This is a genomic window from Streptomyces violaceorubidus (assembly GCF_000717995.1).
GTDB classification, from domain to species: Bacteria; Actinomycetota; Actinomycetes; order Streptomycetales; family Streptomycetaceae; genus Streptomyces; species Streptomyces violaceorubidus.
In genome coordinates this window covers 90,445-113,589 of sequence record NZ_JODM01000007.1, presented here as the reverse complement: position 1 = coordinate 113,589, position 23,145 = coordinate 90,445, and the positions used below count along the sequence as shown (strand labels likewise).

Annotated in this window: 10 protein-coding genes; 2 read left to right on the top strand and 8 right to left on the bottom strand. The window is 73.8% G+C overall.

What is annotated here, in order from left to right:
* Window positions 1–21: 21 nt before the first annotated feature.
* The 4 genes from IE94_RS0113035 to IE94_RS0113020 all read right to left on the bottom strand — a co-directional run bounded on the left by IE94_RS0113035 (window position 22) and on the right by IE94_RS0113020 (window position 15,380).
* The gene (locus IE94_RS0113035; protein WP_030182772.1) at window positions 22–6,621 is read right to left on the bottom strand and encodes a type I polyketide synthase; all 6,600 of its coding nucleotides are present in this window, start codon (window positions 6,619–6,621) and stop codon (window positions 22–24) included.
* A 59-nt stretch (window positions 6,622–6,680) separates the two neighbouring features.
* Window positions 6,681–12,557, bottom strand: coding sequence for a type I polyketide synthase (locus tag IE94_RS0113030; protein ID WP_030182769.1), 5,877 nt, complete (start codon window positions 12,555–12,557; stop codon window positions 6,681–6,683).
* A gap of 44 nt (window positions 12,558–12,601) precedes the next feature.
* A complete protein-coding gene (locus IE94_RS0113025; RefSeq protein WP_030182767.1) occupies window positions 12,602–14,185 on the bottom strand; it encodes a PfaD family polyunsaturated fatty acid/polyketide biosynthesis protein in 1,584 nt (527 codons plus the stop codon).
* A 61-nt stretch (window positions 14,186–14,246) separates the two neighbouring features.
* Window positions 14,247–15,380 carry an SDR family oxidoreductase gene (locus IE94_RS0113020; protein ID WP_030182765.1) on the bottom strand — a complete coding sequence of 378 codons (1,134 nt, stop codon included), beginning with the start codon at window positions 15,378–15,380 and terminating at the stop codon, window positions 14,247–14,249.
* A 413-nt stretch (window positions 15,381–15,793) separates the two neighbouring features.
* Here IE94_RS0113020 and IE94_RS0113010 point away from each other — a divergent pair, with 413 nt between their 5' ends.
* On the top strand, window positions 15,794–17,047 hold the full coding sequence (locus IE94_RS0113010; RefSeq protein ID WP_030182761.1) for a wax ester/triacylglycerol synthase domain-containing protein: 1,254 nt from the start codon (window positions 15,794–15,796) through the stop codon (window positions 17,045–17,047).
* Between the two features lie 139 nt (window positions 17,048–17,186).
* On the opposite strand, the gene IE94_RS0113005 is transcribed toward IE94_RS0113010, so the two are convergent.
* Complete coding sequence (locus tag IE94_RS0113005; RefSeq protein ID WP_030182760.1) at window positions 17,187–17,534, bottom strand: hypothetical protein; 348 nt, start codon at window positions 17,532–17,534, stop codon at window positions 17,187–17,189.
* Window positions 17,535–17,765: 231 nt separating this feature from the next.
* Window positions 17,766–18,389, bottom strand: coding sequence for a hypothetical protein (locus IE94_RS0113000; RefSeq protein WP_030182758.1), 624 nt, complete (start codon window positions 18,387–18,389; stop codon window positions 17,766–17,768).
* 244 nt (window positions 18,390–18,633) lie between these two features.
* On the opposite strand from IE94_RS0113000, the gene IE94_RS0112995 reads away from it, so the two are divergent.
* Window positions 18,634–19,992: a helix-turn-helix domain-containing protein gene (locus IE94_RS0112995; protein WP_030182755.1), complete on the top strand. Its 1,359-nt coding sequence runs from the start codon at window positions 18,634–18,636 to the stop codon at window positions 19,990–19,992.
* A gap of 5 nt (window positions 19,993–19,997) precedes the next feature.
* On the opposite strand, the gene IE94_RS0112990 is transcribed toward IE94_RS0112995, so the two are convergent.
* The gene (locus tag IE94_RS0112990) at window positions 19,998–21,308 is read right to left on the bottom strand and encodes a phytase (RefSeq protein ID WP_030182751.1); all 1,311 of its coding nucleotides are present in this window, start codon (window positions 21,306–21,308) and stop codon (window positions 19,998–20,000) included.
* A 284-nt stretch (window positions 21,309–21,592) separates the two neighbouring features.
* The gene (locus IE94_RS0112985) at window positions 21,593–22,897 is read right to left on the bottom strand and encodes a glycoside hydrolase family 125 protein (RefSeq protein WP_030182748.1); all 1,305 of its coding nucleotides are present in this window, start codon (window positions 22,895–22,897) and stop codon (window positions 21,593–21,595) included.
* Window positions 22,898–23,145: the final 248 nt, after the last annotated feature.

Genomic DNA, 23,145 nt, shown 5'->3' with positions numbered 1-23,145 from the left:
CGTCGCGGTCGCCGGGGGCGTTCAACAGACGCGCATTCCGAGCCGGTCGGCGCGGTAGACGCAGGTGTCGTCGCCCCACAGCTTCGCCTCGGCGACGGCCCAGCGGCCGGTGGCGTCCTCACCGACTTCCAGGATGTCCATCTCCACTGTGATCACCCGGGTTTCCGGAGTGATCTGACCCCGGTACTTCCACGTCACCTCCTGGCCGAGCATCACCGGCTCGAACCGGGGAGAGGGGATGCCGTCGGTGAGGCCGCGTTCGATCATGTAGTAGCGGAGGAGTTGGCACATCGCCTCGACGCCGAGGGAGCCCGGCTGCACCGGGTCCTGGAAGAAGTGCGCCCTGAAGAACCACTCCCCCGCGTCCACGTCCTTCTCGGACCGCAGCCGGCCCAGACCTGCACTGCCCGCGTCCGGCCAGTAGCCGGTGATCCGGTCGAGCATCAGCAGCATCGGGCCCGGCAGAAGCGCACGGCCCTCGAAGCGGGCCGCCCCACGCGTCGTGAGATCCACCGTGTGGTCGCAGGGCTCGGTGAGCACGGCCCGGTCGGCCGCGGAGACGGGGAGTCCCGCCTGCTGTTCGAAGGCCGCGAGGGGGAAGAATCCGAACACCGTCGTCAGGTCGAAGACCTGCTGGCCGTCGGCGAGGCAACGGACCGTGAACGACTCGATGATCATGTCGCCGTCGCGCGAGACGCTGGTCAACTCGGCGTGGGTACGCACGGTCCTCGTCCCGCGGGTGACGGGTGCGGTGACTGTTCCGGAGCCGTCGAGGTTGCGGAACAGCAGGTCGATGTCGCGGGTCAGGGCGCTGCCCACATAGGTGGCGAGCCATCCGCACGGCTGGAGGGCGATCTCCATGAGGACGGCGAAGGGCATCGTCGTGCCGTCGTTCTGCTCGAAGTACCAGGCGCGGTCGGGGACGTCGTATTCGGCGACGACGCGGCTGCGCTCCCGCATCCCGTTCGGCGGCCCTTCCACCTTCACGATCCTGCTCATGAAGTGGTAGGGAGGGCCCGGCAGGCGTGCGCACCTGCGCGTGCCGTCGAAGCGCGCGTAGGCGGGACCGAACGCCTCGCTGGGTCTGCCCCACGCGCAGGCGAGCAGTGAGGCGTAGTCGAAGGAGAAGCCGTCCACCACCGCGACCGCCGAGGGCTCCCGGTGGCCCACCAGGCCGCCGAGCGAAGCGGCCGGTACCGCCGCTCCGCCGGTCTGCCGGGCCACCGGGCCGAGTTGGCGCCAGTGCGTCAGTGGCCAGTCCGGCACCAGCCGGAGGCCGACGTGCCGGCCGTGGAAGGCCCTGCAACCGTCGACGGTGCCCAGCACATCGGCGTAGAGGGTCGGCACCGGTCCGGCCGACACCCCGCGCACGAAGACCTCGTACACGATCCGTCGGCTGTCCGGAGTGGCCTGGCCGCGGCACTCGGCCGTGCTGGGGGCGCCGTCAACCGGTTCGAAGCGCCAACCGTCCCTGTCGACGGTGAAGCCCATGGCCGCCAGGTAGAAGGCCATCGCCTGCATCCCGCCCTGGAGCATCAGGGTCCCCGGCATGCAGGGGTCGTTCTTGAAGTGCCCGTCGAAGAACCAGTCGTCGGGCGCGACGGGCGTCTCGGCACGCAGGTAGCCGCGGCCCCAGGGCCCGCCCGCCGGGTCGAACGCGGTGATCTCGTGCAGCAGCCGCAGTCGGCCGCTGTCGATGCGCGGCGGACGCACGTGGGCCGCGGTCCGCTCCCAGCCGGGCCCGAAGCAGTCCGCGGGGCGCCCCGCGGAGAGGGCCAGCACCTGGTCCGCGTCGAAGGAACCGTGCGTGCACCGGACGGCGGGCGGGTCGGTGGGGAGATCGGGGCCGGGAGGATCGGCGGCGGGGTCGCCCTGCACTCCGGCGCTCCGGGCGAGTTCGCCCGGGGTGAAGAACCCGGCCTGGGCCTTGCGGACGCTGAGCCGGAGTTCGCCGTCGACGTGGCAGTCGTAGTGGAAGAAGAAGAGCCGGACACCGTCGTGCTCGGCGTGTCCGTCGATGTGGATCTCGTAGCGCAGCGTCTCGCCCGCGCGGGGAGGGCTGCCGTGGTATGTCAGTTCGCAGCCCAGCAGCCGGTAGGCCCGCTCGCCCCGGTTCAGCAGGTCGATGCCGAGCCAGCTGATGAGGAGGAGGTCCGCCTGGCCGGCCTCGACCATCAGGCCGCAGGGCATCCGCCCGGTGGCGTCGAGGTACCAGCTGTCGAGGGCGACGTCGGTCTCCGTCCAGATCGTGCCCCGCTGGTTCGCCTGCCCGGGTGCGAGCAGTGCCGCCGGTTCGGCGTCGATACCGGTGACGCGGTCGGCGAGCAGCATCGGCGGCTCCGGCATCCGGGTCTGCACCGCGTAGGCGTCCTGCGCGGCGAACCGGGGGCCGAAGAGGTCGGAGATCCGCCCGGTCGCGAGGTGTTCCAACTGGGCCCGGTCGAACCTGGGGCCGGGCCGCGACCCGGGCCGCGGCGGGCCCGGATCGGCGGCCGGAAGGGCGGCGGGCGGTGTCACCGACCGGGTGGGCGGTACGCCTGGCTGCGGGAGATCCACGGCCGCGGCCGGTGCGGCACGCCCCAGCGCGGCGATGGTCTGCTCCGTGATCCGCAGGAACCGGCCGTGCAGTCGCGCCTGTCCGGACAGGATCTCGCGATGCTGCGCCGTGACACGCAGCACGTGGCGGGCGGCCAGGGCACGCCGGTCCGCGGACACCGGGTCCGGCCCGTCGGTCGCGCGGGGTACGGCGACGGTCGGCGCGACGGCCGGCGCGGCAGTCGGCGCGGCAGTCGGCCGAGCGGCGGGAGGGGCGGGTTCGGGGAGTGGTACGGGGGCCAGTCGGGGCGCCTCGGGGAGGACCGTCACGGACCTGCCGAGTGACGACGGAAGCCGTGGCTCCGCCAGGACCGGTACCTCCAGCGCCGGTCCGAGCGCCGGGCCGTTCGACGCGCTTCCGGGCGCCGGAGCCCGTCGCAGTTCGGTGAAGAGCGCCTCGGCCCGCACCGGCACACCGGCGACCACGAGTTCGGCGACGGCCAGGCACAACTGCCGCAGGCTCCTGCCGTCCGGAGCGTCCAGGGCCACGGCCACGTGCTCCCGCTCCCCCAGGACCCGTTTGATCCACCCGGTGCACAGCCCGCGCGGCCCTTGCTCCACGAAGATCCGGACCCCGTCGCCCCAGGCCCGCTCCACCGTGCCGGCGAAGTCGATCGTGCCAAGGCCCTGGGCGGTGATCGCCTCGGCGGCCCGTTCGGCCGTCGGGAGGTACGCCCTCCGGTCGGCCCCGCTGTAGAACCGCACCCCGGGCACCTCGGTGGTCGGCCGCTGATGGAGCCGGCGCCACTCCTCACGGACCTCCGCCAACTCCGGCGCGTGGGCGGCGAGGTCGTAGTCGATCGCGATGGCGTGGTCAGCGCCGAGCCGGTTCACGACGGCCGCGCAGGCCCGTGCCTCGCCGCCGACGACGCACACCCCGGGGGCGTTGAGCGCCATCAGGTGAACGGCCGGCTCGTGCGCGATCTCCTCACCGACCCGTTCGAGGGGCGCGGTCACCAGGTAGCTGGACCACCGGGTCCCGGTCACACCGGCCCGTTCCCAGGCCCGCCGCACCGCGCGGAGTTCTCCGGTCAGCTCCCGGGTGAACAGGCCGCTCGCGCGGGCGTCCGCGTACAGGCCCTCGGCGTCCGGCCAGGCGCCCAGGGCCACCAGGGCGGCGCTCTCGCCGGAGGAGTACCCGATGGCGGCGTCCGGCCGCAGGCCGAGCAGCCCCCGGCACAGTTCGGTGTGGACCGTGGCGAGCCGGGCGGCGCTGCGGACCCGTTCGAGCGTCGTCGGCGCGGAGCCCGGTTCCACGGGGCCGGCGGCGCTCCCGTGCCTGGCCAGGACGGCCTCGCCGAGTGACGGGAGGGCGAGCATCAACTCCCGCCCCATGCCGGGGTACGCGGCCGAGCCGTTGGTGTAGACGAAGGCCGTCTCTCCGGCCACCGGGGCGTCCCGGTACAGCACCCCACCGGGCTTGACCCCGCCACCGGTGAGCCAGCCCCGCGCGCGCTCCACGGCCTCCGGGAGCCCGTCCTCGTCGTCGACGACGAGTGCCAGGCGGGCGGGACCGGCACAGGACTCCGCTCCCCGCTCCAGCGCGGCCAGCACCTCCCGCCGGTCGCGTCCGGAGAAGACGTGCAGCCGCGGCACGGCTCCCCCGACCCGGGGCAGCACGTCGCCGGCGCGCAGCCGTACGCGTACGGAGGGGGCCTCCAGCGGGGTGACGACCGCCTGGGCGGTACGCAGGCCGGGGCGCGGCTGGGCGGGCGCTCCCGGGCGGGGCACCGCACGGTGCGGGAGGGCGGTCGCCGCGACGGCGACGGACAGCAGGCCCTGGGCGGCGTGGACCCGTCCGAAGAGCGAGGCCGGGTCGATCATGGCCGCCGCGTCGTCCCCGACCAGCAGGTCCGCCCCGTCCCCGCCCTCGCCCTCGCCCTCGTACCCGCCCTCGCTCTCCTCCTCGTCGTCGAGCAGGGCGAGCACGGTGTCGCCGTCCCGGCGGGCGGCGGTGAGCGGTTTCAGCACCAGGACGACGGCCGCGTCCCCGGTCGGGGTCCCGCGGCCGAGTTCGCCGAGAGCGGTCCGGTGCACCGCTCCGCCGGACAGGTCGGTGGCGCCGACCAGCGCGGCGTCGGCCTCGCCCGCCCGGAGGGCCCGGGCGGCGAGGGCGAGGGCCACCAGGCCGGACGCCTCCTCCGCCGACACCGCGAACCCCGGTCCTGCCAGGTCGAGTTGGGTGTTGATCCGGTTGGCCACGAGGTTGGGGAGGGTGCCGACCACCCGCTCCGCCCCCATCGCGGAGACGAAGGCGTCCCGGGCCCGCCCGAGGAGGTCGGGGTCGGCGTCGCACCCGGCCTGCTCCGCCCAGTGCGGCAGTCTCCAGCGTGCGCCGCCGCGCGCCACCTCGGCGTCCACTCCCGTGCCGATGAGCACCAGGGTCCGCTCGCGGGGCAGTGAGATCCCTCGCACGGCCTCACGAGCGGCTTCCAGCACCATGAGCTGCTGGGGCGAGGTGCTCCGCAGGGCCGACGGAGGAAAGCACAGGTCCGTGAGGGACACGCCGATCCTCGTGGCGGGGCCGCACCGCTCTCCGTCCAGGACCGCGCGACGGAAGTCCGCGGTGCCGAAACCGTCGCCGGCCCGCGCCCCGACGGCCACGATCGCGATCGCGGTGTCCGCGGGCGGGGCGTCGGACGCCCCGGCGGCGTCCCGAGCCGGACGGAACGGGCCGGGCGCGCCTGCCTCGGGTGCTCCCGAGTCGCCGTCCCAGGCGTCGACGATCAGATGGGCGTTGGTGCCGCCGAAGCCGAAGGAACTGACGGCGGCCCGGCGACGCCCTTGCCACGGCTCGGGCTCGTCCAGCACCCGCAGCGGTGTGCCGTCGAGTCCGTCGAGGGGCCGGTCGGCTCCGAGCGTCGCCGGACGGATGCCCGCACGCATCGCCCCGAGCACCTTGAGCAGCCCGCTGACGCCCGCCGAGGCGAGCAGGTGGCCGACGTTGGACTTCACGGAGCCGATGGGGAGGTCGCGGGCCGCGGCGAAGGTCCGCGCCATGCTCCGGGCCTCCACGGCGTCCCCGACCGGGGTGCCCGTGGCGTGGCACTCGACGAGCGAGACCGTCTCCGGCGCGACGCCCGCCGCTGCGTACGCCAGCGCCATGGCCCGCTCCTGTCCCTCCTGGGCCGGACTGAGCAGGCCGCGTCCGCGGCCGTCGTTGGACAGTCCGATGCCCCGGATCACGCCGAGGACGGGTGTCCCGCCCGCCAGCGCGTCCGCCAGTCGCATCAGGGCCACGAACCCGGCGCCCTCGCCGTGCAGCAGACCGTCCGCGTCCCGGTGGAAGGGGCGGCTGCGGCCGGACCTGCTCACGGCCGACAGGCCGCAGAACCCCACGTGCAGGAACAGGTTGTCCACGCGGTTCACCGCGCCGGCGAGCATCAGGTCGGCGGTGTTGTAGTGCAGGCGGTCGCACGCGAGCTTGATCGCGTACAGCGAGGAGGCGCAGGCCGCGTCGAGCGCGAAGGCGCCCGCCCCGAGCCCGAGGGCCCGGGCGGCGAAATGCGCGGGCAGTCCGGAGGAGAAGCGGTTGCGCGGGTCGGGGCGGGTGCGGCGTGTGCCGGTCAGCAGGGCGTCGCGTACATGCGGCTCCTGGGCGGAGAGCCAGACGTGCTCGGCGTAGGCCGATCCGGCGCTCGTGGGGTAGAAGAGGTTGCCCAGTACCAGGCCGACGCGCTCGCCGGGTCCCGCGTAGCCGGACTCGCCCAGTGCCTGCCGGGCGCCGTACAGCACCCAGTGGAAGAGCGGGTCCAGGGCCAGGATCTGTTCCGGGTCGACGAGGAAACCGCTCGGGTCGAAGGCCGGTTCGAACCCCCGGACGTAGCCCCCGATGTCGGTCCAGGTGCGGTCGCCGTGGTCGTCGACGGTGCCCATGGCCCAGCGGTGGGGCAGCCGCCACCGCTGCTCCGGCACCGCCGACAGGCTGCAGCGGCGTGCCGCGACGTTGGCCCAGAACGTGTCGGGGTCCAACGCGTCGGGCAGCACGCAGCCGCGTCCGACGACGGCGATCGGTTCGAATCCCATACTGCTCCACTCCACGGGGCGCACGCATACGGAGGAACGGGGGCGCGGGGCGCGCTCGTTCAGTCGGGACGGCGTACGAGCTCCACTCCGAGCAGTTCCACGCGAAGGGTGCCGTCCGGGTCGAAGAGGGCCGCGTCGCACCGTGCCCCGGTGTCGTGCACCTTCCGGGCCCGCACCACGCACCTCAGGGTGTCCGCGGCGGGGCCGCGCCGGTGGACGCGGCACTCGGCGACGCCCATCGGCAGGGACGCGCTCCCGAGGGCGTGTTCCGCCCACACCAGGGCCAGTTGGAGCGCGCCGTCGACCGCGGCCGGATCGGTCTGCCAGTGGGCCTCGCCCCAGCCCAGTCCGGTGACGCCCACGACGGTCGCTTCCGCTCCCTCGTCACCGACGCCCCGCAGGGTGCGCAGTGCCCGGAACCGCGGTCCGTGGAAGAGGGTCCGTCCGTCGTAGGGGGCGGGGCGGCCGGCGGCGCCCCCGTCGTCGGGGCCGTGCCAGGGCTCCTGCGGCGAGGGGGCGGCCTCGAAGTCCAGTACGGCACGGAAGTGCGGTGCCCCGTCCGCGTCCCGCAGTTCCGCCTCCAGGCCCGTCGGGGGGCCGATGGGGCGGCGGCGTCCGTGCAGGGTGAACCGGTGCCCCTCGCGGGCCAGTTCGGGCAGGGTGACCTTGTCGAGCACCCGCACGTCACGCAGGACGGGCCCGCCGGACGTGGGGCGCCATGCTCCGGCCGCGCCGGTGAACCAGTCCAGGACCATGGCCAGGGGCAGGACCGGATCGTCGGCGACGCGGTGGTCGGCCAGGTAGGGGTGTGTGGCGGACGTGACGCGCAGGTGTGCGGTGGGCGGGTCGGCCGCTGCGTCCGACGGCGCGTCGGCGTCGCCGGCGACAAGGACGATGCGGCAGTCGGGGCCCGCGTCGCCGAGTTCCGCGGTGAAGGCGGCGGCACCCCGCTCCAGAGCAATCAGTTCGACGCCCGACCGGCCGAAGTGCTCGGCCAGTTCCGGGGTCACCATGCCACCGCGCCACGGGCCCCAGGCGAGGGAGCGCACCCGGCACGCCGGCCGCGCGGCACGCTCGGCCGACGCCACGTGGTCGAGTACGCCGTTGGCCATGGCGTAGTCGCACTGTCCCGCGTTGCCGAAGGTTCCGGCCACCGAGGAGAACAGGAAAATCACTTCGACCGGGTCGCCGGCCGTCGCCGCGAGCAGCGCCCGCAGACCGTCGGTCTTGGTGGACACCACCCGGTCGAACTGCTCGTCCGTCTTGTCGGAGATCCGTTTGTCGGCCAGTACTCCGGCGCCGTGCACGATCCCGGTGACAGGGCCCCACGTCTCGCGCACCTCGCGCAGCGCGGCCGCGAGAGCCTCGTCGTCCCTGACGTCCACCGGCAGGTACCGGACGGGAGAGCCGGCCGCCTCCAGTTCGGTGATCGTCGCCCGTACCTGGCGCGCGGCCAGGATCTCCCGCGCCCGCGCGCCGACCTCGGCGGGGTTCGTGCCGTGGGCTCGCTGCTCGCCGAGGAGCCGCACGAGTGCGGCTTCGTCGAGGGCCGCGGACGCACCGGGGGGCTCCGGCACCAGTTCCGTGCGGCCCAGCAGGGCGATGCGCGGCCGGTGGGTGCGGGCGAGGTCCGTCAGGGCGGCCGCGGTGACGCCGCGCGCTCCCCCGGTGGCCACGATCACCGACTGCGGGCCGATCCCCGTCGTGGCCGTGCCCGGTTCCACCGGCGCCTCGACGGCGCACGGCACGAGGCGGGTGCCGTCCGCGCGCAGGCCGGCCTCCGGTGCCGGTCCGCCCGCGAGCAGTTCCTCCACGATCGCCTCGGCGACGGCCTCGGCGTCCCGGCCACCGCGCTCGCAGTCGATCGCCTTGACGCGGGCGCCCGGCCACTCCCGTGCCGCGGTCCTGGTCAGGGCGGCGAGGCCGCCGAGCCACGCGCGGTCGGGTTCCCGGCCCTCCAGTCCGAAGTCGCCCCCCGTGTCCTGGACGGTGATGAACGCCCCACCGGTGGCCTCCATGCGCGGCGCGAGCGCGCGGGCCGTGCGGAAGGCCTCGCGCAGGATCTGCCCGGCCTCTCGCGGTGATCCGATGTCGGTCAGCCCGCCGAGGTGGACGACGGCGCCGGCACCGTCGGGCACCTGTGCCGCGGTATCGGCCCGCACCCCGCGAGCGGTGAGTTTCCCCGCCACCAGGGCGGCGGTCTCGGGAGGGCCGCCGATCACGGACACCGGGCCGTCACCGAGTCCCGCCATCTCCAGTCCCGGCGCGGGCGCGGGCACCGTTCGCAGGGCCAGGCGTCTGAGCGGCACCGGCTCGGGTTCCCGGCGCACGACGCGGTTCTCGGGCTCGGCGGCGGGCGATGCGGGGGCGGGGGCGGGCTCGGCCGCCTCCGTGAGCGCGTCCACGATCTCGCGCAGGGTGCTGAGTCTGCCGAGCGCGGCGACGTCCCCGGTCGGAAGGTCGCCCACGCGTTGCCGGACGGCCGAGAGGATCTCCACGCGCTTGATGGAGTCCACACCGAGGTCCACGTCGAGCGCCATGTCCGCGTTGAGCATGGACACCGGGTAGCCGGTGCGCTCGGCCACCACCGAGAGCAGCAGTTCCTCGAGCCGGGCGGGGTCCGCGGCCGTCGGGGTGTCGACGCGGAGGGGAGACGGCGGGGGCTCGGGCGTGCGGGCGTTGGGGACCACGGGTGTCACGGTCGGGGCGGGGGCTTGCGGCAGCGGGTCGGGGATCCGCGGCGTCGCCTCGGGTGTCCGGCCCACGGCAGCGGAGGACGGGATCCCGGTGTGCGGCGCCGCCGGGGAGTCGGGGGACACGGGTGGCACCGGCGGTGCGGGGACGTCCTCCTGCGGGGGCGCTCCCAGGAGCGCGGCCAGGGTGGTCTCGGTCATCCGCAGGAACGCCATGTGGCTGTCGACCAGCATGCGGTGACAGGCCGCGTGGGCCTCCGCCGCGTGCCGCTGCACGCTCTCGACCATGGCGGGCCAGTGCGGGTCCGCCGGGAGGGCCGGATCGATCGGCTCCGGCAGGGAGGGGGCGAGCGGTACGGATTCCCCGGCCGGTGCGGGCACCGGCGGTGTCCGAGGGGGATTCGGTGGCGGGAGTTCGCTCGCCCCGCCCGACGGGGGATAGGGCTGACCGTAGTTGGCTCCGCTGATCTGCACGGTCATGCGCGGTTCGCGCTCCTTCGCTGGTGTCCCTGACGGTCCGTACGGCGTCCAGAGGAAGCCGTAGTCCAACTGCGCACCGCGCGCCGCGAGTCCGCCGAGCGCGCCGTGCAGGGTGGTGACGGGGTCCTGTCCCCGGCGGTCCAGTGCCACTGCGGTGTACTCGCGCTCGCCCAGGATGCGGCCGACCAGGCCGGTCAGCGCGGCCCCGGCGCCGACCTCGACGAACGTCCGCACCCCTGCGGCGTACATCGCTTCGACCTGCTCGTCGAACAGCACGGGCGAGGCCAGGTGTGCGGTGATCCTGCGGCGTACGTCGTCGGGGTCCCCCGGGTACGGTGCCGCGTCCGCGTTGCCGTACACATCGATCGCGGGTGCCTTGACAGGCGTGTCGCGCAGGAACGCGGACAGCGGCTCGGCCGCCGGGGCGACCAGCGGGGTGTGGAAGGCGTGCGAGGCATCCAGCCGGCGCGTGGCGATACCCCGGGCGGAGAATTCCCGCTCGACTGTCTCGATCGCCCCGCTCGCGCCGGACACCACGGTCTGGTCCGGCGCGTTCTGGTTCGCGGGCCACACGTTCTGCGCGCCCGCCTCGGCGAGGACGGCCGCCACCAGGTCGCGGCCCGCGGACACGGCCAGCATCGCCCCCGGGGTGCCGGACGCGGCGCGCATCAGCTCGCCGCGTCTGCGGGCGAGCGCGACCAGGGAGTCGGCGTCCAGGACTCCCGCGGCGTGCAGGGCCACCAGTTCGCCGAAGCTGTGGCCGGCCACGCAGTCGGGCCGCAGGCCGAGCCCGCGCACCACTTCGAGCAGGGCCAGGCTGTGCACGGCGAGCGCGGGCTGCGCCCACTCGGTGGCGTTCAGCAGGGCGGCCTGCGCCGCCCGCTCCGCGTCACCGAAGCCGGGGGGCGGGAACACCACTGCGTGCAGGGCGCGATCCTCGAACCGGCGGCCTGCCAGGCGGTCCCAGACGGTCTGGGCGGCGGGGGCGAACATGGCGAGGGCCGCGCCCATGCCGACGTACTGGGCCCCCTGTCCCGGGAAGAGGAAGGCCACCTTGCCGACGGCGGGGGTCCCGGTGCCGTAGTGCGTGCCGCCGGGCAGGGAGAACGTGTCGTGCGGTCGCCGCCTGATCGCCGCCGCGGCCTGCGAGAACCTGTCGTGCAGGTCGTCGGTGTCGGTCGCCAGGAGGGCCAGGCGCACCGCGTCGGCGGGCCGGAACCGGGCCTGGCTCTCCCTCGCGATCTCGGCGAGCGGGCGGTCCCGGTCGATGGTCCGCTCCAGCAGGGCAGCCGGTGAGGGGGCGCTGAACAGCACCAGTTCCGTGGGTGCGCGGCGACTGCGCCACGCCTGACGGCCGGGCTCCGCCGAGGGCACGTACTCCTCCAGGGTGACGTGGAAGTTGCTGCCGCCGAACCCGAAGCTGGACACCGAGGCCCGGCGGGGCCGGCCGGGCGGGCTTACCCACGGGCGTGCCTCGGTGTTGACGTAGAAGGGGCTGTCCCGCGTCCGCAGCACGGAGGCCGGCCGCTCGACCTTGATGGTCGGGGGCAGGACCTGGTGGTGCAGGGCCATGACCGTCTTGAGCAGTCCGGCGGCGCCCGCCGCGCACTTGGTGTGGCCGATCTGGGACTTCACCGAGCCGATCGCGCACCACTGCCGGTCCGTACGCCCACTTTCCTCGAACACGGTGCGCAGCGCGGCGAGTTCGGCGGCGTCCCCGGCCTTCGTACCGGTGCCGTGCGCCTCGACGAGTTCCACGGTGCCGGGGTCGTAGCCGGCCTGCTGGTATGCGCGTCGCAGCGCTCGTGCCTGGCCTTCGGGCAGTGGTGCGTAGATCGCCGTCCCCTTCCCGTCGGACGAGCTGCCGATGCCCCGGATCACGGCGCGGATCCGGTCGCCGTCCCGTTCCGCGTCGGACAGGCGCTTGAGCGCGTACATCACGACGGCCTCACCGAGCATCGTGCCGTCGGCGTCGTCGGAGAAGGGCCGGCAGTCCCCGGTGGGCGACAGCGCGGGTGTCTTCGAGAAGCACATGAACATGCCGATGTCGTTCAGGGTGTCGACACCCCCGCTGAGGACCAGGTCGGCGCGGCCCAGGGAGAGTTCCGCCACGGCGGTCGACAGGGCGGCGAGCGAGCTGGCGCAGGCGGCGTCGGTGGTGTGGTTGGTGCCGTGCAGGTCGAACCTGTTGGCGATGCGACCCGCGACGACGTTGCCGAGGAGCCCGGGAAACGTCGACTCCTGCCACGGTGTGTAGTGGTCCCGGATGGCGTCGCAGAGGGACTGGGCCTCGGCCTCGGGGACCCCCTTCTCCCGCAGGGCCTTCAGCCACACGGGGCGTTGGGTCCGCCCCTGCATGTGGCTCAGGAGTTCCAGCGAGGCCGCGCCGAGGACGACGGCGACCCGGTCGCGGTCCACGCCCGCCAGCCCGCCGGCGTCGGCGAGGACCTGGTCGGCCACCATGAGGGCGAGCAGTTGGCTGGTGTCGGTCGCGGGGAGGGTGGCGGGTGGGATTCCGTAGGCCAGGGGGTCGAAGCCGACCTCGGGCAGGAACGCCCCTCTGCGCGCGTAGGTCTTGTCCGGCGCGGTGGGGTCGGGGTCGTAGTGGTCCTCGACGAGCCAGCGCCCGGCCGGCACCTCGGTGATCAGGTCCCGGCCCGAGAGCACGGTCCGCCAGAACTCCGTGGGGTCGGTCGCGCCCGGTGCCAGGGCACCGACGCCGACCACGGCGACGGGAACCTGCGGGGGGTGGGTTTCGGACACGGGCTCTCTTTCCTGGGGCGTCGTCTTCCGGGTGCCGAGCGCGCTCACGCGAGCCTGCGCGGCGTGTAGGCGAAGGCCGAGTCCGGTACCGGGACGCCGTAGGTGCGCAGTTGGTGCGCCCGGGTGTGCACGGCGGCGCCTTCGAGGAGGTTGAGCGCGATCTGCACCACGGTGCGGTTCTGCCGTTCGGCGAGGAAGCCTCCCGCGGTCCACCGGTTGAACGCTCCCATCGCCGGGCCGCACCAGATCTGGTAGTCGGCGCGTCGGCCGGTGTCCCCGTCGATGGCCCAGCGGCTGGAGCTGCCCAGGTACCAGCGGAAGACCAGTGCCATCCGGTGCTTGGGGTCGCGCTCGGCCCGAGCGAGCTGTGCGGGGTCGCGTGCCCTCCAGAACCGTTCGGTCCGTTCCCACACCTCGTCGACGGAGGCCCCGAGGACGTCCCGTTCCAGCTTGGCCCGCGAGGGCACGGGGATGTCCTCCAGGGACGGGTGCGCCCGGTAGGCGGCGTAGAGTTGCGCGGCCCGGGGCGCGAACATGGTGCCCCGGCTCAGCACCTGGAGCGTGACGCCCATCTCGAACATGTCCGCCGCGGGCGCCATGGCGACGTCGGCGACGTCCGCCCGGGCGAGCAGTTCCTTGGCGTCGTCCGAGATGCCCGCCTCCGTGGCGGACTGGTTCACCGACCCCGTCACCACGTAGGCCGCCCCGAGCGCGAACGCCGCCGCCACCGCGGCGGGCGTCCCGAGCCCTCCCCCGGCGCCGACGCCCACCGGGCGCCGGTAGCCGAAGCGGCGGGTGACCTCGTCGCGCAGCATCAGCACACGGGGCAGCAGCGAGCCCAGCGGCCGGCCGTCGGTGTGGCCCCCGCTGTCGGCCTCGACCGTGATGTCCTCGGCCACCGGTACGCACCGGGCCAGTTCGGCCTCCTCGGCACTCAACTCGCCCTGCTCCACGAGTCGGCGCAGCAGGTCGGGCGGTGCGGGCGAGAGGAACTTCTCGGCCACCTCGGGCCGGGACACCTTGGCGAGGATCCGCGTGGGGCGCACGATCCGCCCGTCGGCGTGCCGGCGCAGTCCGCGGGCCGCGCACAGCACCGCGGCGGGTGTGAGGTCCAGGTAGGCCGACAGCGAGACACAGGGCACCCGACGGTGGAGCAGCAGCGTCGCGGTCCGGTGTTCGAGCTCCGGTTCGGCCGGCGAGTGGATGAGGTTCACGCCCCAGTTGGTCCGGTCGCGGAGCCCGTCGGCCAGTTCCCCCACCGCCCGCTCGACCTGCGGCAGTCCGAGACCCGCCGCGCCGAAGAAGCCGAGCATGCCGGCCCGGGCCATCTCCGTGACCATGCGTGTCGTCGCGATGCCGTTCGCCATCTCCCCCGCCACATAGGGGAAGCGGACGCCGTGGGCCTCGCAGAAGGTCCGCCCGCCGAGCCACTCCGGATACAGCGGCGGCAGTGTGCCGACGACCTCGGCCGCCGGCCGCGGTGCGAAATCCACGCCGAGGGCCCGACGGGTGCCGTCGGTGACGATGTGCGCGTGCTCCCGGATCCGACGGGTGCCGGCGGTGATCGCTTCGGGTGAGAAGACCTGCGGGCGGGCGTCGGTGCCGTCGGGCCGGGCGGGAGCGGACAAGGGCGGGCTCCAAGGGGAGGGGTGCGGACGGACGACGGTCGTGGGAGAGGCCCGGTGGGCTTCAGGGGCGCGCCTCGGCCGGCGCCACCGCCGGAGGTGCCGGGCGCGTCGGGCGGATGCCGGACAGCAGGTAGTCGACGTCCACCCGGGTGACCGTCCGGGGAGCCCCGAGGACGGTGCGCACCCGGGTGCTGTCGTAGCGGCGGAGGTGGCTCAGGTAGGGCGTGATGCCGGGGTAGAAGTCCATGGCGGCTTCGAGGGCGGACACGTCGTCGGGTCGCTTCTCGACCAGCCGGGTCCTGAGCGGCGCGAGCCGCTCCATGAGTTCGGTGACCGCGACCACTGGAACGTCGTGTTCGTGGACGACGTGGTAGGTGTCGACCCGGCCGGACGGTTCCTTCTCCGCCAGGCGCACCATCTGCCGTGCCGCGTCCTCGACGGGCAGCATGTTGAGGTGGCCGTAGCGCCGGCCGACCAGGCGTGCGACGGGCAGATCGGGCCGTGCGCGGTGGGCGTCGGCGAGACCGGTGGCCCGCAGGGCGTCCCGCACCAACTGATCCATGACCTGCAGCGGGTGCCGGGGCAGATCGGGGTCGGGCGGCAGGTTCGTCACCAGGATGCTCGGCCGCAGGACGACGACGGGTCTGCGATGGGTCCGCGACCAGGCGTGCACCAGGGTCTCGGCCTCGTACTTGGACTGCTCGTAGGCGTTCTCGAAGCCGTGGGTGTCGTCGAGTTCGTCCTCGTAGACGACTCCTTCACGTCGCGCTCCGGCCACGAAGGCGGTGCTGACGTGGTGGATCACCGGTCGGCGGCTTCCGGCGGCGGCCAACTCCAGTACGGTCCTGGTGCCTTCGACGTTGACGCGGCGCAGCGAGGCGAGGTCGCCCTCCAGGTTGATGGAGCCCGCGCTGTGCCAGATCGCGTCGAGGGCGTTGGCGAGTTCCCCGAACCGCGCCGCGGTCAGTCCCATGCGCGGTCGGCTCAGGTCGGTGGGTACCACCCGTACCCGCGTGGGGAGTTCCGCGATCAGCCGTTCCGGCGCTCCGGTCACTTCGAGGAACCGTGCGATGCGGGCGAGGGCGTCTCCCGAAGCCGCGTGGGTGAGCAGGGTCAGCGATCCGTGGCGTTCCAGAAGGCACCGCAGCAGACGCAGGCCGAGGAAACCGGTGGCTCCGGTGAGGGCGATGCTCACGAGTGCGACTCCCCCGGGCCGTGCCACGGGAGGGCGGGGGGCCGTAACCGCCTCCGCGCCACCGACTCGCCCACCCTCATCCCCGGTCCCCCATCGGACGCTCCCAACGTTCGTCGAGGACGGTGCCAGACGACGGGTGCCGGAGGAGTCCTTTCCGCCCATGCTCATCCTCCAAGGCGTGGCGCCGGTACGGAGATTGACGAACGGACGCGCGAACACATGGTCCGACCGCGTGACGGGGCCTTCGGTCTCCGCGAGCGCACGGCGGCGGCCGTCTACCGTGTGCTTCCGACCCGGGGACCGGCCGTTCGAGCGCCCGAGCGCTCCGGCCCCGCTCCGTCCGTCGGCCCCTCCCCGCTCGACGCCGACCGCTGCGCGGCCCACCGGACCGCCCCCACCGGAAGCTGGTGACCATGTCCGCCGACGTGCGTACGCACCCGATCGACCGCGCCTACCTCATGCTTCAGCAGGCCCATCCCGGTGCCCACTGGGATACGGGGGGCATCGCGTATCTCAGTGGCCGGCCCCCGAGTCTGCGGGACTTCCGGGCCTACGTCGGAACGCACCTGCCCAAACTGCCCATGTTCACCCACCGGTTGGAGCGGACCGCGCGACCTCCCGTGTGGAGCCCCGACGACACCTTCACTCTCGAGCGCCATGTTCACGAGGTGGTGGCGGCCGCGCCCGGCGCACCGGGGTCCGCTCTGGAGACGGCCCTCGGCGCGCCACTGCCCCGCGACGCGCCGTGGGGCCTGTGGCTGGTGCACGGCGAAGCGTCCGACGAGTACGCGGTGTGTTACCGGTTCGAGCACGTGTGCCAGGACGGTATCGCCGCCGCCCTCGCCTTCCGCACCCTGCTCGGCACCGGTGAGCCCGCCCCCCGTCCCCTGCCCGGCCCTCGCGGTCCCGGGGAGAACCTGCGCAGGGCGGTCGTGGCACTGGGGCTCGCGGCGAAATACGCCTTGGACGTTCTCCCCCGTCCGGGCCGGCGGCCCTCGAAGGTCCTCGTACCCAGTGGACGGCGGCGCCTGCTGCGGGCGCGGGTGCCCGTCGAGAGGCTGCGGAAGGTCGGACGGGCGCGGGGGGTGTCGGCGAACGACGTTCACCTCGCGGCTCTGACGGACGCCCTGGGCAGGTGGTCGGGACAGGCGGGCATCCCCCTGCGGCGGGCGTCGGCGCTGCTGCCCGTGGACGCACGTCGGCACGACGAGGAGCAGACGTGGGGCAACCGCACCTTCGCCGTCCCCGTACGGCTCCCCCTGGCCGAGACCTCGCCGTCACGACGGCTCGAACGCGTCGCCGCGGCGACCTCCGCGGTGAAGCGGAGAACACGACGGCAGGCCATCCACGACCTGGTCCGCTACATGCCCGCCCGGCCCACGGCCTGGTACATGCGGCAGATCACCTCACCGGCCGTCACCGCGATGGTGACCACCACGGTGCCGCTCGCCGAGGGCGGGGCGCTCGGCGGCGCCAACGTCACCGGCGCCGCCCTGCTCCCGCTGCTCCTGCCGGGCCACATCTGCGGCGTGGGACTCGCCTTCTTCGGCGACTGGGCGGAGGTCTCCTTCACGGTCGACCACGCGTTGCCCCACGGCGAGCGCTTGCCCGGCCTGTGGACGGAGGCCGTGGAGGCGCTCGAACAGGACCTCGCACCGGCGGCGTGACCGCGCGGTCCGGGGCGGACCGGTCCGGGCTCGATGGCCCCTGCGTGGTGCCGTACTCCCCCGCGAAGGCGTGGGAGGGTGCGCACCGCTGCCTGGAGAGGGGAGGCTTCATGCCGGGAAGATCGTCGTCGCGGTCTGCTCAGCTACGAAGGGCCAGGTAGTAGTCGCCGACCCCGGACAGGTAGCCGGGATCGGCTGTCTCGCTGTCGGTGGCGAAACGGGGAGCGGCCTTGATCTCCTCCCGGGACGGTGCGACGCGCACCTTCTGCGCCTCGGTGTCGATGCCGGTGACGGCGCCGGCCGGGATCAGGACGCTCCTGCCGAACTTCCACACTCCGGTGTCGACGACGAGGTGCTGCATGCCGGGCTGGTCCTGCTGGCGGTCCACGTGCCCGATGACGCCGTCGGCGGCCTCCACGGTGAATCCCACCAACGACTGCCGGGCTCCGTACCCGATCTCCGGCGCGTACATCCACACACTTCCCATGGGTTTCTCTCCCATCCTCGGCAACCTGAGCGCCTCTCTCGGCCTCTATGCTTCCCCCTCTTCCCCGGCGCCTGCCGGACAACCAGGGGGAGCCACGAAGGAAGCCACGAAGAACCACGGCGCGTCAGGGCCGCGGAAGGCCGGCCGGTGAGGCGGCGGATGACCGATTCGGGGCCGCCCTCCCGACCCCGTGACGGGAGGACGGCCCCGGTCCTGTGGACGGCCGACCGGTCAGTACAGCTTGTCGACGGCCGTGCTCGTGGTCTTCTTGAAGGCGGCGACGGGTGCGTCCCGGAAGTCGCCCATCTGCCCCCACTTGACGACGGTGACGGTCCTGCCGTCCCGACCGACCGACATCAGGGCGATGTCGCTGGCGCCCCAGGAGGTCTCGGTGTGCAGGCCACGGACGCGGGCGCCCTCCTCGACCGGCAGCCTGCCGTAGTCGCGGCCCTCGGCCTCGACGTCGGGCGAGGACTCCTCGATGCGGTCGGCGCAGGTGCGGACCAGGTCGTCGTAGTGCTTCGCCAGGGCCTTGGCCTGGTCGGCCGTGCCCGTCACGACGGTCAACTGCACGGCAGTGGTGTCCAGGTCGGTCCAGAACTGCCGGTGCCGGTAGTCGTACGAGGGCACGCCCTCCACGCTCACGCACAGACCGAGTTCTTCCGGGAACCCCTCGGTGACGGGTCCGGCGGTCCAGGACGACGTGGGGTGCGGCGGCAGTTGGGACGCCGACAGGAAGGTGGGCGCTGCGGCCTTCGCAGCGGCGCCGGCCGCCGGTGCCGTGAGGACCGTGCCCGCCGCGAGGCCGGCGACGGTGAGTGCGGTGAGCGCGCTCGTTCGGATGCGCATGGACATGGACGTTCCCCCGTGGACGATGCGTGGATGATGCGTGGCCGTGGATGCCGCGGGGAGCCGAGTGGTGGCCCCGACCTGGTCGGTGCGGCACCAAGAGCATCAGCGGTCACGGCGGCCGGGCGCAACAGCCGACGGCCGATCAGACGGGGTGGAACCATCCCACCCCGTCCGACGTGCAGGTACATGGGGTGCCTGGGATACCGTCCCGGGCGCCGGACGAGGTCGTACGAGGACGGGTGGACCTGTGTCGGCACAGGAGGACGGCGACGGCATCGACGAGGTGGCCGGGTTCGCGGCGCTGCTGCGGGAGTTGAAGGAGCGCACGGACCGCAGCTACGGCTCGCTGGCCCGTCGTCTCGGCATGAACACCTCGACGCTGCACCGCTACTGCGCGGGCGACGCGGTGCCGCTCGACTTCGCCCCGGTGGAGCGCTTCGCGGCCCTGTGCGGGGCGACCTCGGAGCAGCGTCTGGACCTCCACCGCCGTTGGCTCGCGGCAGTGGCGGCGCGTCGCCGGCCTCGTACGGCGGAGGCGGCGGTGAGCGCGCCCGGTGCCGCGGCGTCCGCAGCGGAGCCCGCGCCGAACGCCACCGGCGGATCGGCCGTCGTAATGGACCCCGCGCCCGGACCGCCCGGGGCTCCCGCGCCCCCGCACCGCACCTGGTACCGGCACAGACGCCTCGCGGTCGGGCTGGCCTCCGTCTGTGCCGTGCTCGCGACGCTCGGGACCCTGTCCGCGCTGCCGGACGGGACGCGGTCGTCCGCCGACGGTCCTGTCCGGGGCGCCGGCACCGGCCCGACGGCGTCCGGTACGGCTGAGGCCGGGTCGGCCGAGGGGCGAGACGCCTCCTCCAGCCCGAGCCGGTCCCCCGCCTCCTCCGGCGCCTCCGAGCGGCCTTCGGGTTCCACCACCCCGAAGGAGAAACCGGCCACCTCACGCCCACCCGGCGCGACTTCCGCCCCGCCCCGCGGCGGGCAGCCCGCCGGACCGCCCCTCGCCTGGTCCGTCAACTCCCAGGCCTGGAAACTGGGGTGCGGTCACGACTACGTCATCGCGAAGCCGCCGGGTGAGGTCCCCCCTCCCCCCGCCCCGCAGGACGCGGCGCCCTGGGCAGCGACCCAGAGCGCGGTGCACGGCGGCGAGACGCTCGTGCAGCTGTCGGTGCAGGGGCGCAGCGACACGGCCGTCGTGCTGGAGGCACTGCGCGTGCGCGTGGTCGGCCGCACAGCGCCGGCCGAGGGCAACGCCTACGCCATGGACCAGGGGTGCGGGGGCTCGATCACTCCCCGGTACTTCGCGGTGGACCTGGACAAGGACCGCCCCATCGCCCGTGCGGTCGCCGGGAACGACTCGGGCACGCCGATCCCGGCCGTGCGCATGCCCTACCGCGTCTCCGCGAAGGACCCCGAGGTGCTGCTGGTCACGGCCGGGACCAGCACGTGCAACTGCCGCTGGTACCTGGAGCTGGACTGGTCCTCCCAGGGGCGCACGGGCACCGTCCGCGTCGACGACGACGGCCGCCCGTTCCGCACCAGCGCCATCGAGGGCCTGCCCCGGTACATGTACGACACCCTCGAACGCCGGTGGGGACCCTACGGCTGAACCCGTCAGTCGTCGAGCGCCTCCAGGACGTCGGCGAGGTCGACGAACTTGAACCCGGTGGCTTCCCGGTCGCCGTCCTCCGGGGCCATGTGGCCGTCCTGGACGACGAGCAGGCCCTTCGGGTACCTGCTGCCGAGAGGCTCGGCGAGTACGTCCGCCCCGTCGCACTCCTCGGAACCGTCCAGCGACTCGGACGCGGCACCCACCCGGAAGCCGCCCTCGTACTCGTAGCCGTCGGACCGTTCGCGGTCGTAGGCGACGAAGGTGTCGTCGCCCTGGCTGGAGGCGAGCAGGTAGCCGTCGCCGTCGTCCTGCTTCAACAGGGTCAGGCCCTCGACGTCCGCGGACACGCGCCTGCCCCCGAAGCCGGGGTCGTCACCCGCCACGCACTCGTCCGACGCCTCGTCATAAGTGGCCGGCACACCGTACTCGCGGACCCTGTCCTGGAGGACGGGAGTGCCCTGGAGACCGGCCGGCAGGCGCCAGATGCCCACGTCCTCCTGCCCGGCGAAGAGCGTGCCCGTCTCCGGGTCGACGGCCATCCCCTCGACCTGCGGGCCCTCGCCGGGGGCCCCGCAGGGGGACCACTTCGTGCCGTCGGGCATCGTGAAGGCGGAGGGCAGGTCGAGGGTGCGGACCTTCCGGTAGGACACCGTGCCGCCGCGTTTGGGGGTCAGCTCCAGCAGCGCGATGCGGGTGGTGGCGTTCTGGCTGACCAGCGCGTAGGACCTGCCGGTCGCGGAGTCGGTGTACGTGGCCAGGCCGTAGGCCGTGCTCTCCTCGTCGACCTCCTCCTGCGAGCCGGAGAAGATCCACGGCGCCGAGGCGTCCGTGACATCGGTGAGCGGGGCGTCCGGCCGGTCACCGTCGACGCGGTAGACGCGCAGCTTGTCGCTGCCTCGGTCGCTGACGACCGCCAGGTCCGCGGGGCCGGAGCCCAAGGACATCCCGTGCACCAGGTCGACGTTGTTGAAGCGGCCGGGAGCGTCGTCCGCTCCGGGCGCCACGGGCGCGGGGACCGACTGCACCTGCCGGGCGTCGAGGTCGTAGACCCGCAGGCCGCCCTCCTTGGCCGTGGCGACGACGAGGCTGGCGTCCGGGTCGGCGGGGTTGCGCCAGATCGCCGGGTCGTCGGCGTTCGCGTTCCCGCCCTCGTCGTCGTCGAACAGCGCGGCGGTCTCGGCGCGGGGGACGACCTCGGGCGGTGCGGCGAGCGCCGTGGCCCCGGCCGAGGGTACGGCCGCGGCAGCGGCGGTGACCATGAGGGCCGCCGTCGCCGCGACGACGGTGGAACGGCGTCCTGTGAACGCGTGCACGGGCTGTCTCCTTCGTCAGGGAGCGGGCGGAGCCGACACCCATCCGGCGTCGGGATCCCGACCGCACCACCACTGGGACGACGCCACATGATCGAGAACGCAGGCGGAGAGCGTGCGTCGCCCCGGCGACCCGGGGACGACGGGTGCATGGCCGAGGAGTGAACCAACCCCCCTGCGGCCGGGTGGCAGACGGCCGCTCGTGCGGCTTCCACGGGCGCCCGACCCCGGACGACCTGTACGTCTGCGATCTCGTCCTCGCACCGGCCGTCGGCCGCGTCCCGGTTTCAGGGCGTCGCCTGCCACAAGGGCCGGGTGCCGAGTCCGACGGTGTCCAGGGCGAGTTCGGCGTACATCGCGTTGGCCCAGGAGAACCAGGGGCGGGTGAACCGGCCGGGATCGTCCTTGTGGAACGACTCGTGCATCTGGCCGGTGCCCGCGTCGGTCGAAAGGAGGGTCGTCAGGGCGCCCATCCGTTCCGCGGTGTCGTTGCTGGTCAGCCCCTGTACGGCGAGGGCGATGGGCCAGATGTGCCCGTCGGGCGTGTGCGGGCTGCCGATGCCTTCGGCCGCTGCTCCCCGGTGCCAGGTGGGGTTGGCCGGTGAGAGGACGAACCGTCGTGTCGCCAGGTACACCGGGTCCGTGGTGGGGATGTCGGCGACGAGGGGCAGGGAGAGCAGTCCGGGCATGTTGGCGTCGTCCATCAGTACCGCGTTGCCGTTGCCGTCCACCTCGTACGCGTACATCGGGCCGAAGTCGGGATGCCGCACGGTGCCGTGCCGCACGGTGGCCGCTCGCAGCTCTGCCGCCAGTCGGGCGGCGTCCTCGGCGAGTTCCGTGTCGTGTGCCCGGTGCGCCAGTTCGGCGGTGCCGTCGAGGGCGGCGGCGGCGCACAAATTCGCCGGGATGTTGTAGCCGAAGGCGCACGCGTCGTCGCTGGGCCGGAACCCGCTCCAGGTCATCCCGGTGCGGGCGACGGAGGTTCCTCGTCCCGCGTTCGGCAACGTGTCGCTCGGCGGACCGTTCCTGCGACGGAAGCGGTAGGTGGAGAGGCGTTCGTGGTCCTGCTCCGTGCGCCACACCGCGATGGCGGTGCGCGCGGTCCTGAGCGTCCCGGGGACGTGGTCGGTCCGTCCGCTCGCCAGCCAGAAGCGGTGGGCCAGCAGCAAGGGGAGGGCGAGCGAGTCGACTTCGTACTTCTGCTCCCACACCCAGGGGTCCTCGCACAGGTCGGCGGGGTCGTGGGCCTGCCCGGAGGGTTCCGCGTTGAAGGCGTTGGCGTAGGGATCGTGTGCGATCTGCCGGAACTGGCGGCGCAGCACGGCGAGCAGGAGGTCCTGCAGGGCGGGGTCGTCCGTCAGGAGTGCCAGGTAGGGCATCATCTGCGTGGAGGAGTCGCGCAGCCACATGGCGGGGATGTCGCCGGTCACGACGAAGGCGGTGCCGTCGGGCATCGGCCGGATGGTGCGGGCCAGGGTGTCGTCCAGGCAGCGGGTCAGGGTCTGGCCGAGGCGCGGGTCGCCGAGGTCGTCCAGCCGGTGGACGGCCTCTTGGACGATCGGGTGGTCCTTGACGGTGGTGGGGAAGCCCATGGGTCGGCCTTTCGGCGGTCGGCTGACGGCGGTGCCGCGCGGGCGCGGGTGGTGTTCGGGTGGTGTGGAGGGTGTCCCGTCCGCACCGGGGAAGGGCATGCAGCATCCGGAACGAGGTCGTGAGTCCGACCCGTTCGACAAGGGCCCCGCACACGGCATGTGCGGGGCCCTTGTCGAATGGGTCGGATCAGGCGACGGGCTCGGCCTGGGGCTTGCGGGAAAACTGCCCGGCTCGGTAGCCGCACGCG

Bases quoted from the DNA above. Each gene is read 5' to 3' on its own strand.
- IE94_RS0113035 (WP_030182772.1), bottom strand. From the start codon at position 6,621: ATGGGATTCGAACCGATCGCCGTCGTCGGACGCGGCTGCGTGCTGCCC.
- IE94_RS0113010 (WP_030182761.1), top strand. From the start codon at position 15,794: ATGTCCGCCGACGTGCGTACGCACCCGATCGACCGCGCCTACCTCATG.
- IE94_RS0113005 (WP_030182760.1), bottom strand. From the start codon at position 17,534: ATGGGAAGTGTGTGGATGTACGCGCCGGAGATCGGGTACGGAGCCCGG.
- IE94_RS0113000 (WP_030182758.1), bottom strand. From the start codon at position 18,389: ATGTCCATGCGCATCCGAACGAGCGCGCTCACCGCACTCACCGTCGCC.
- IE94_RS0112985 (WP_030182748.1), bottom strand. From the start codon at position 22,897: ATGGGCTTCCCCACCACCGTCAAGGACCACCCGATCGTCCAAGAGGCC.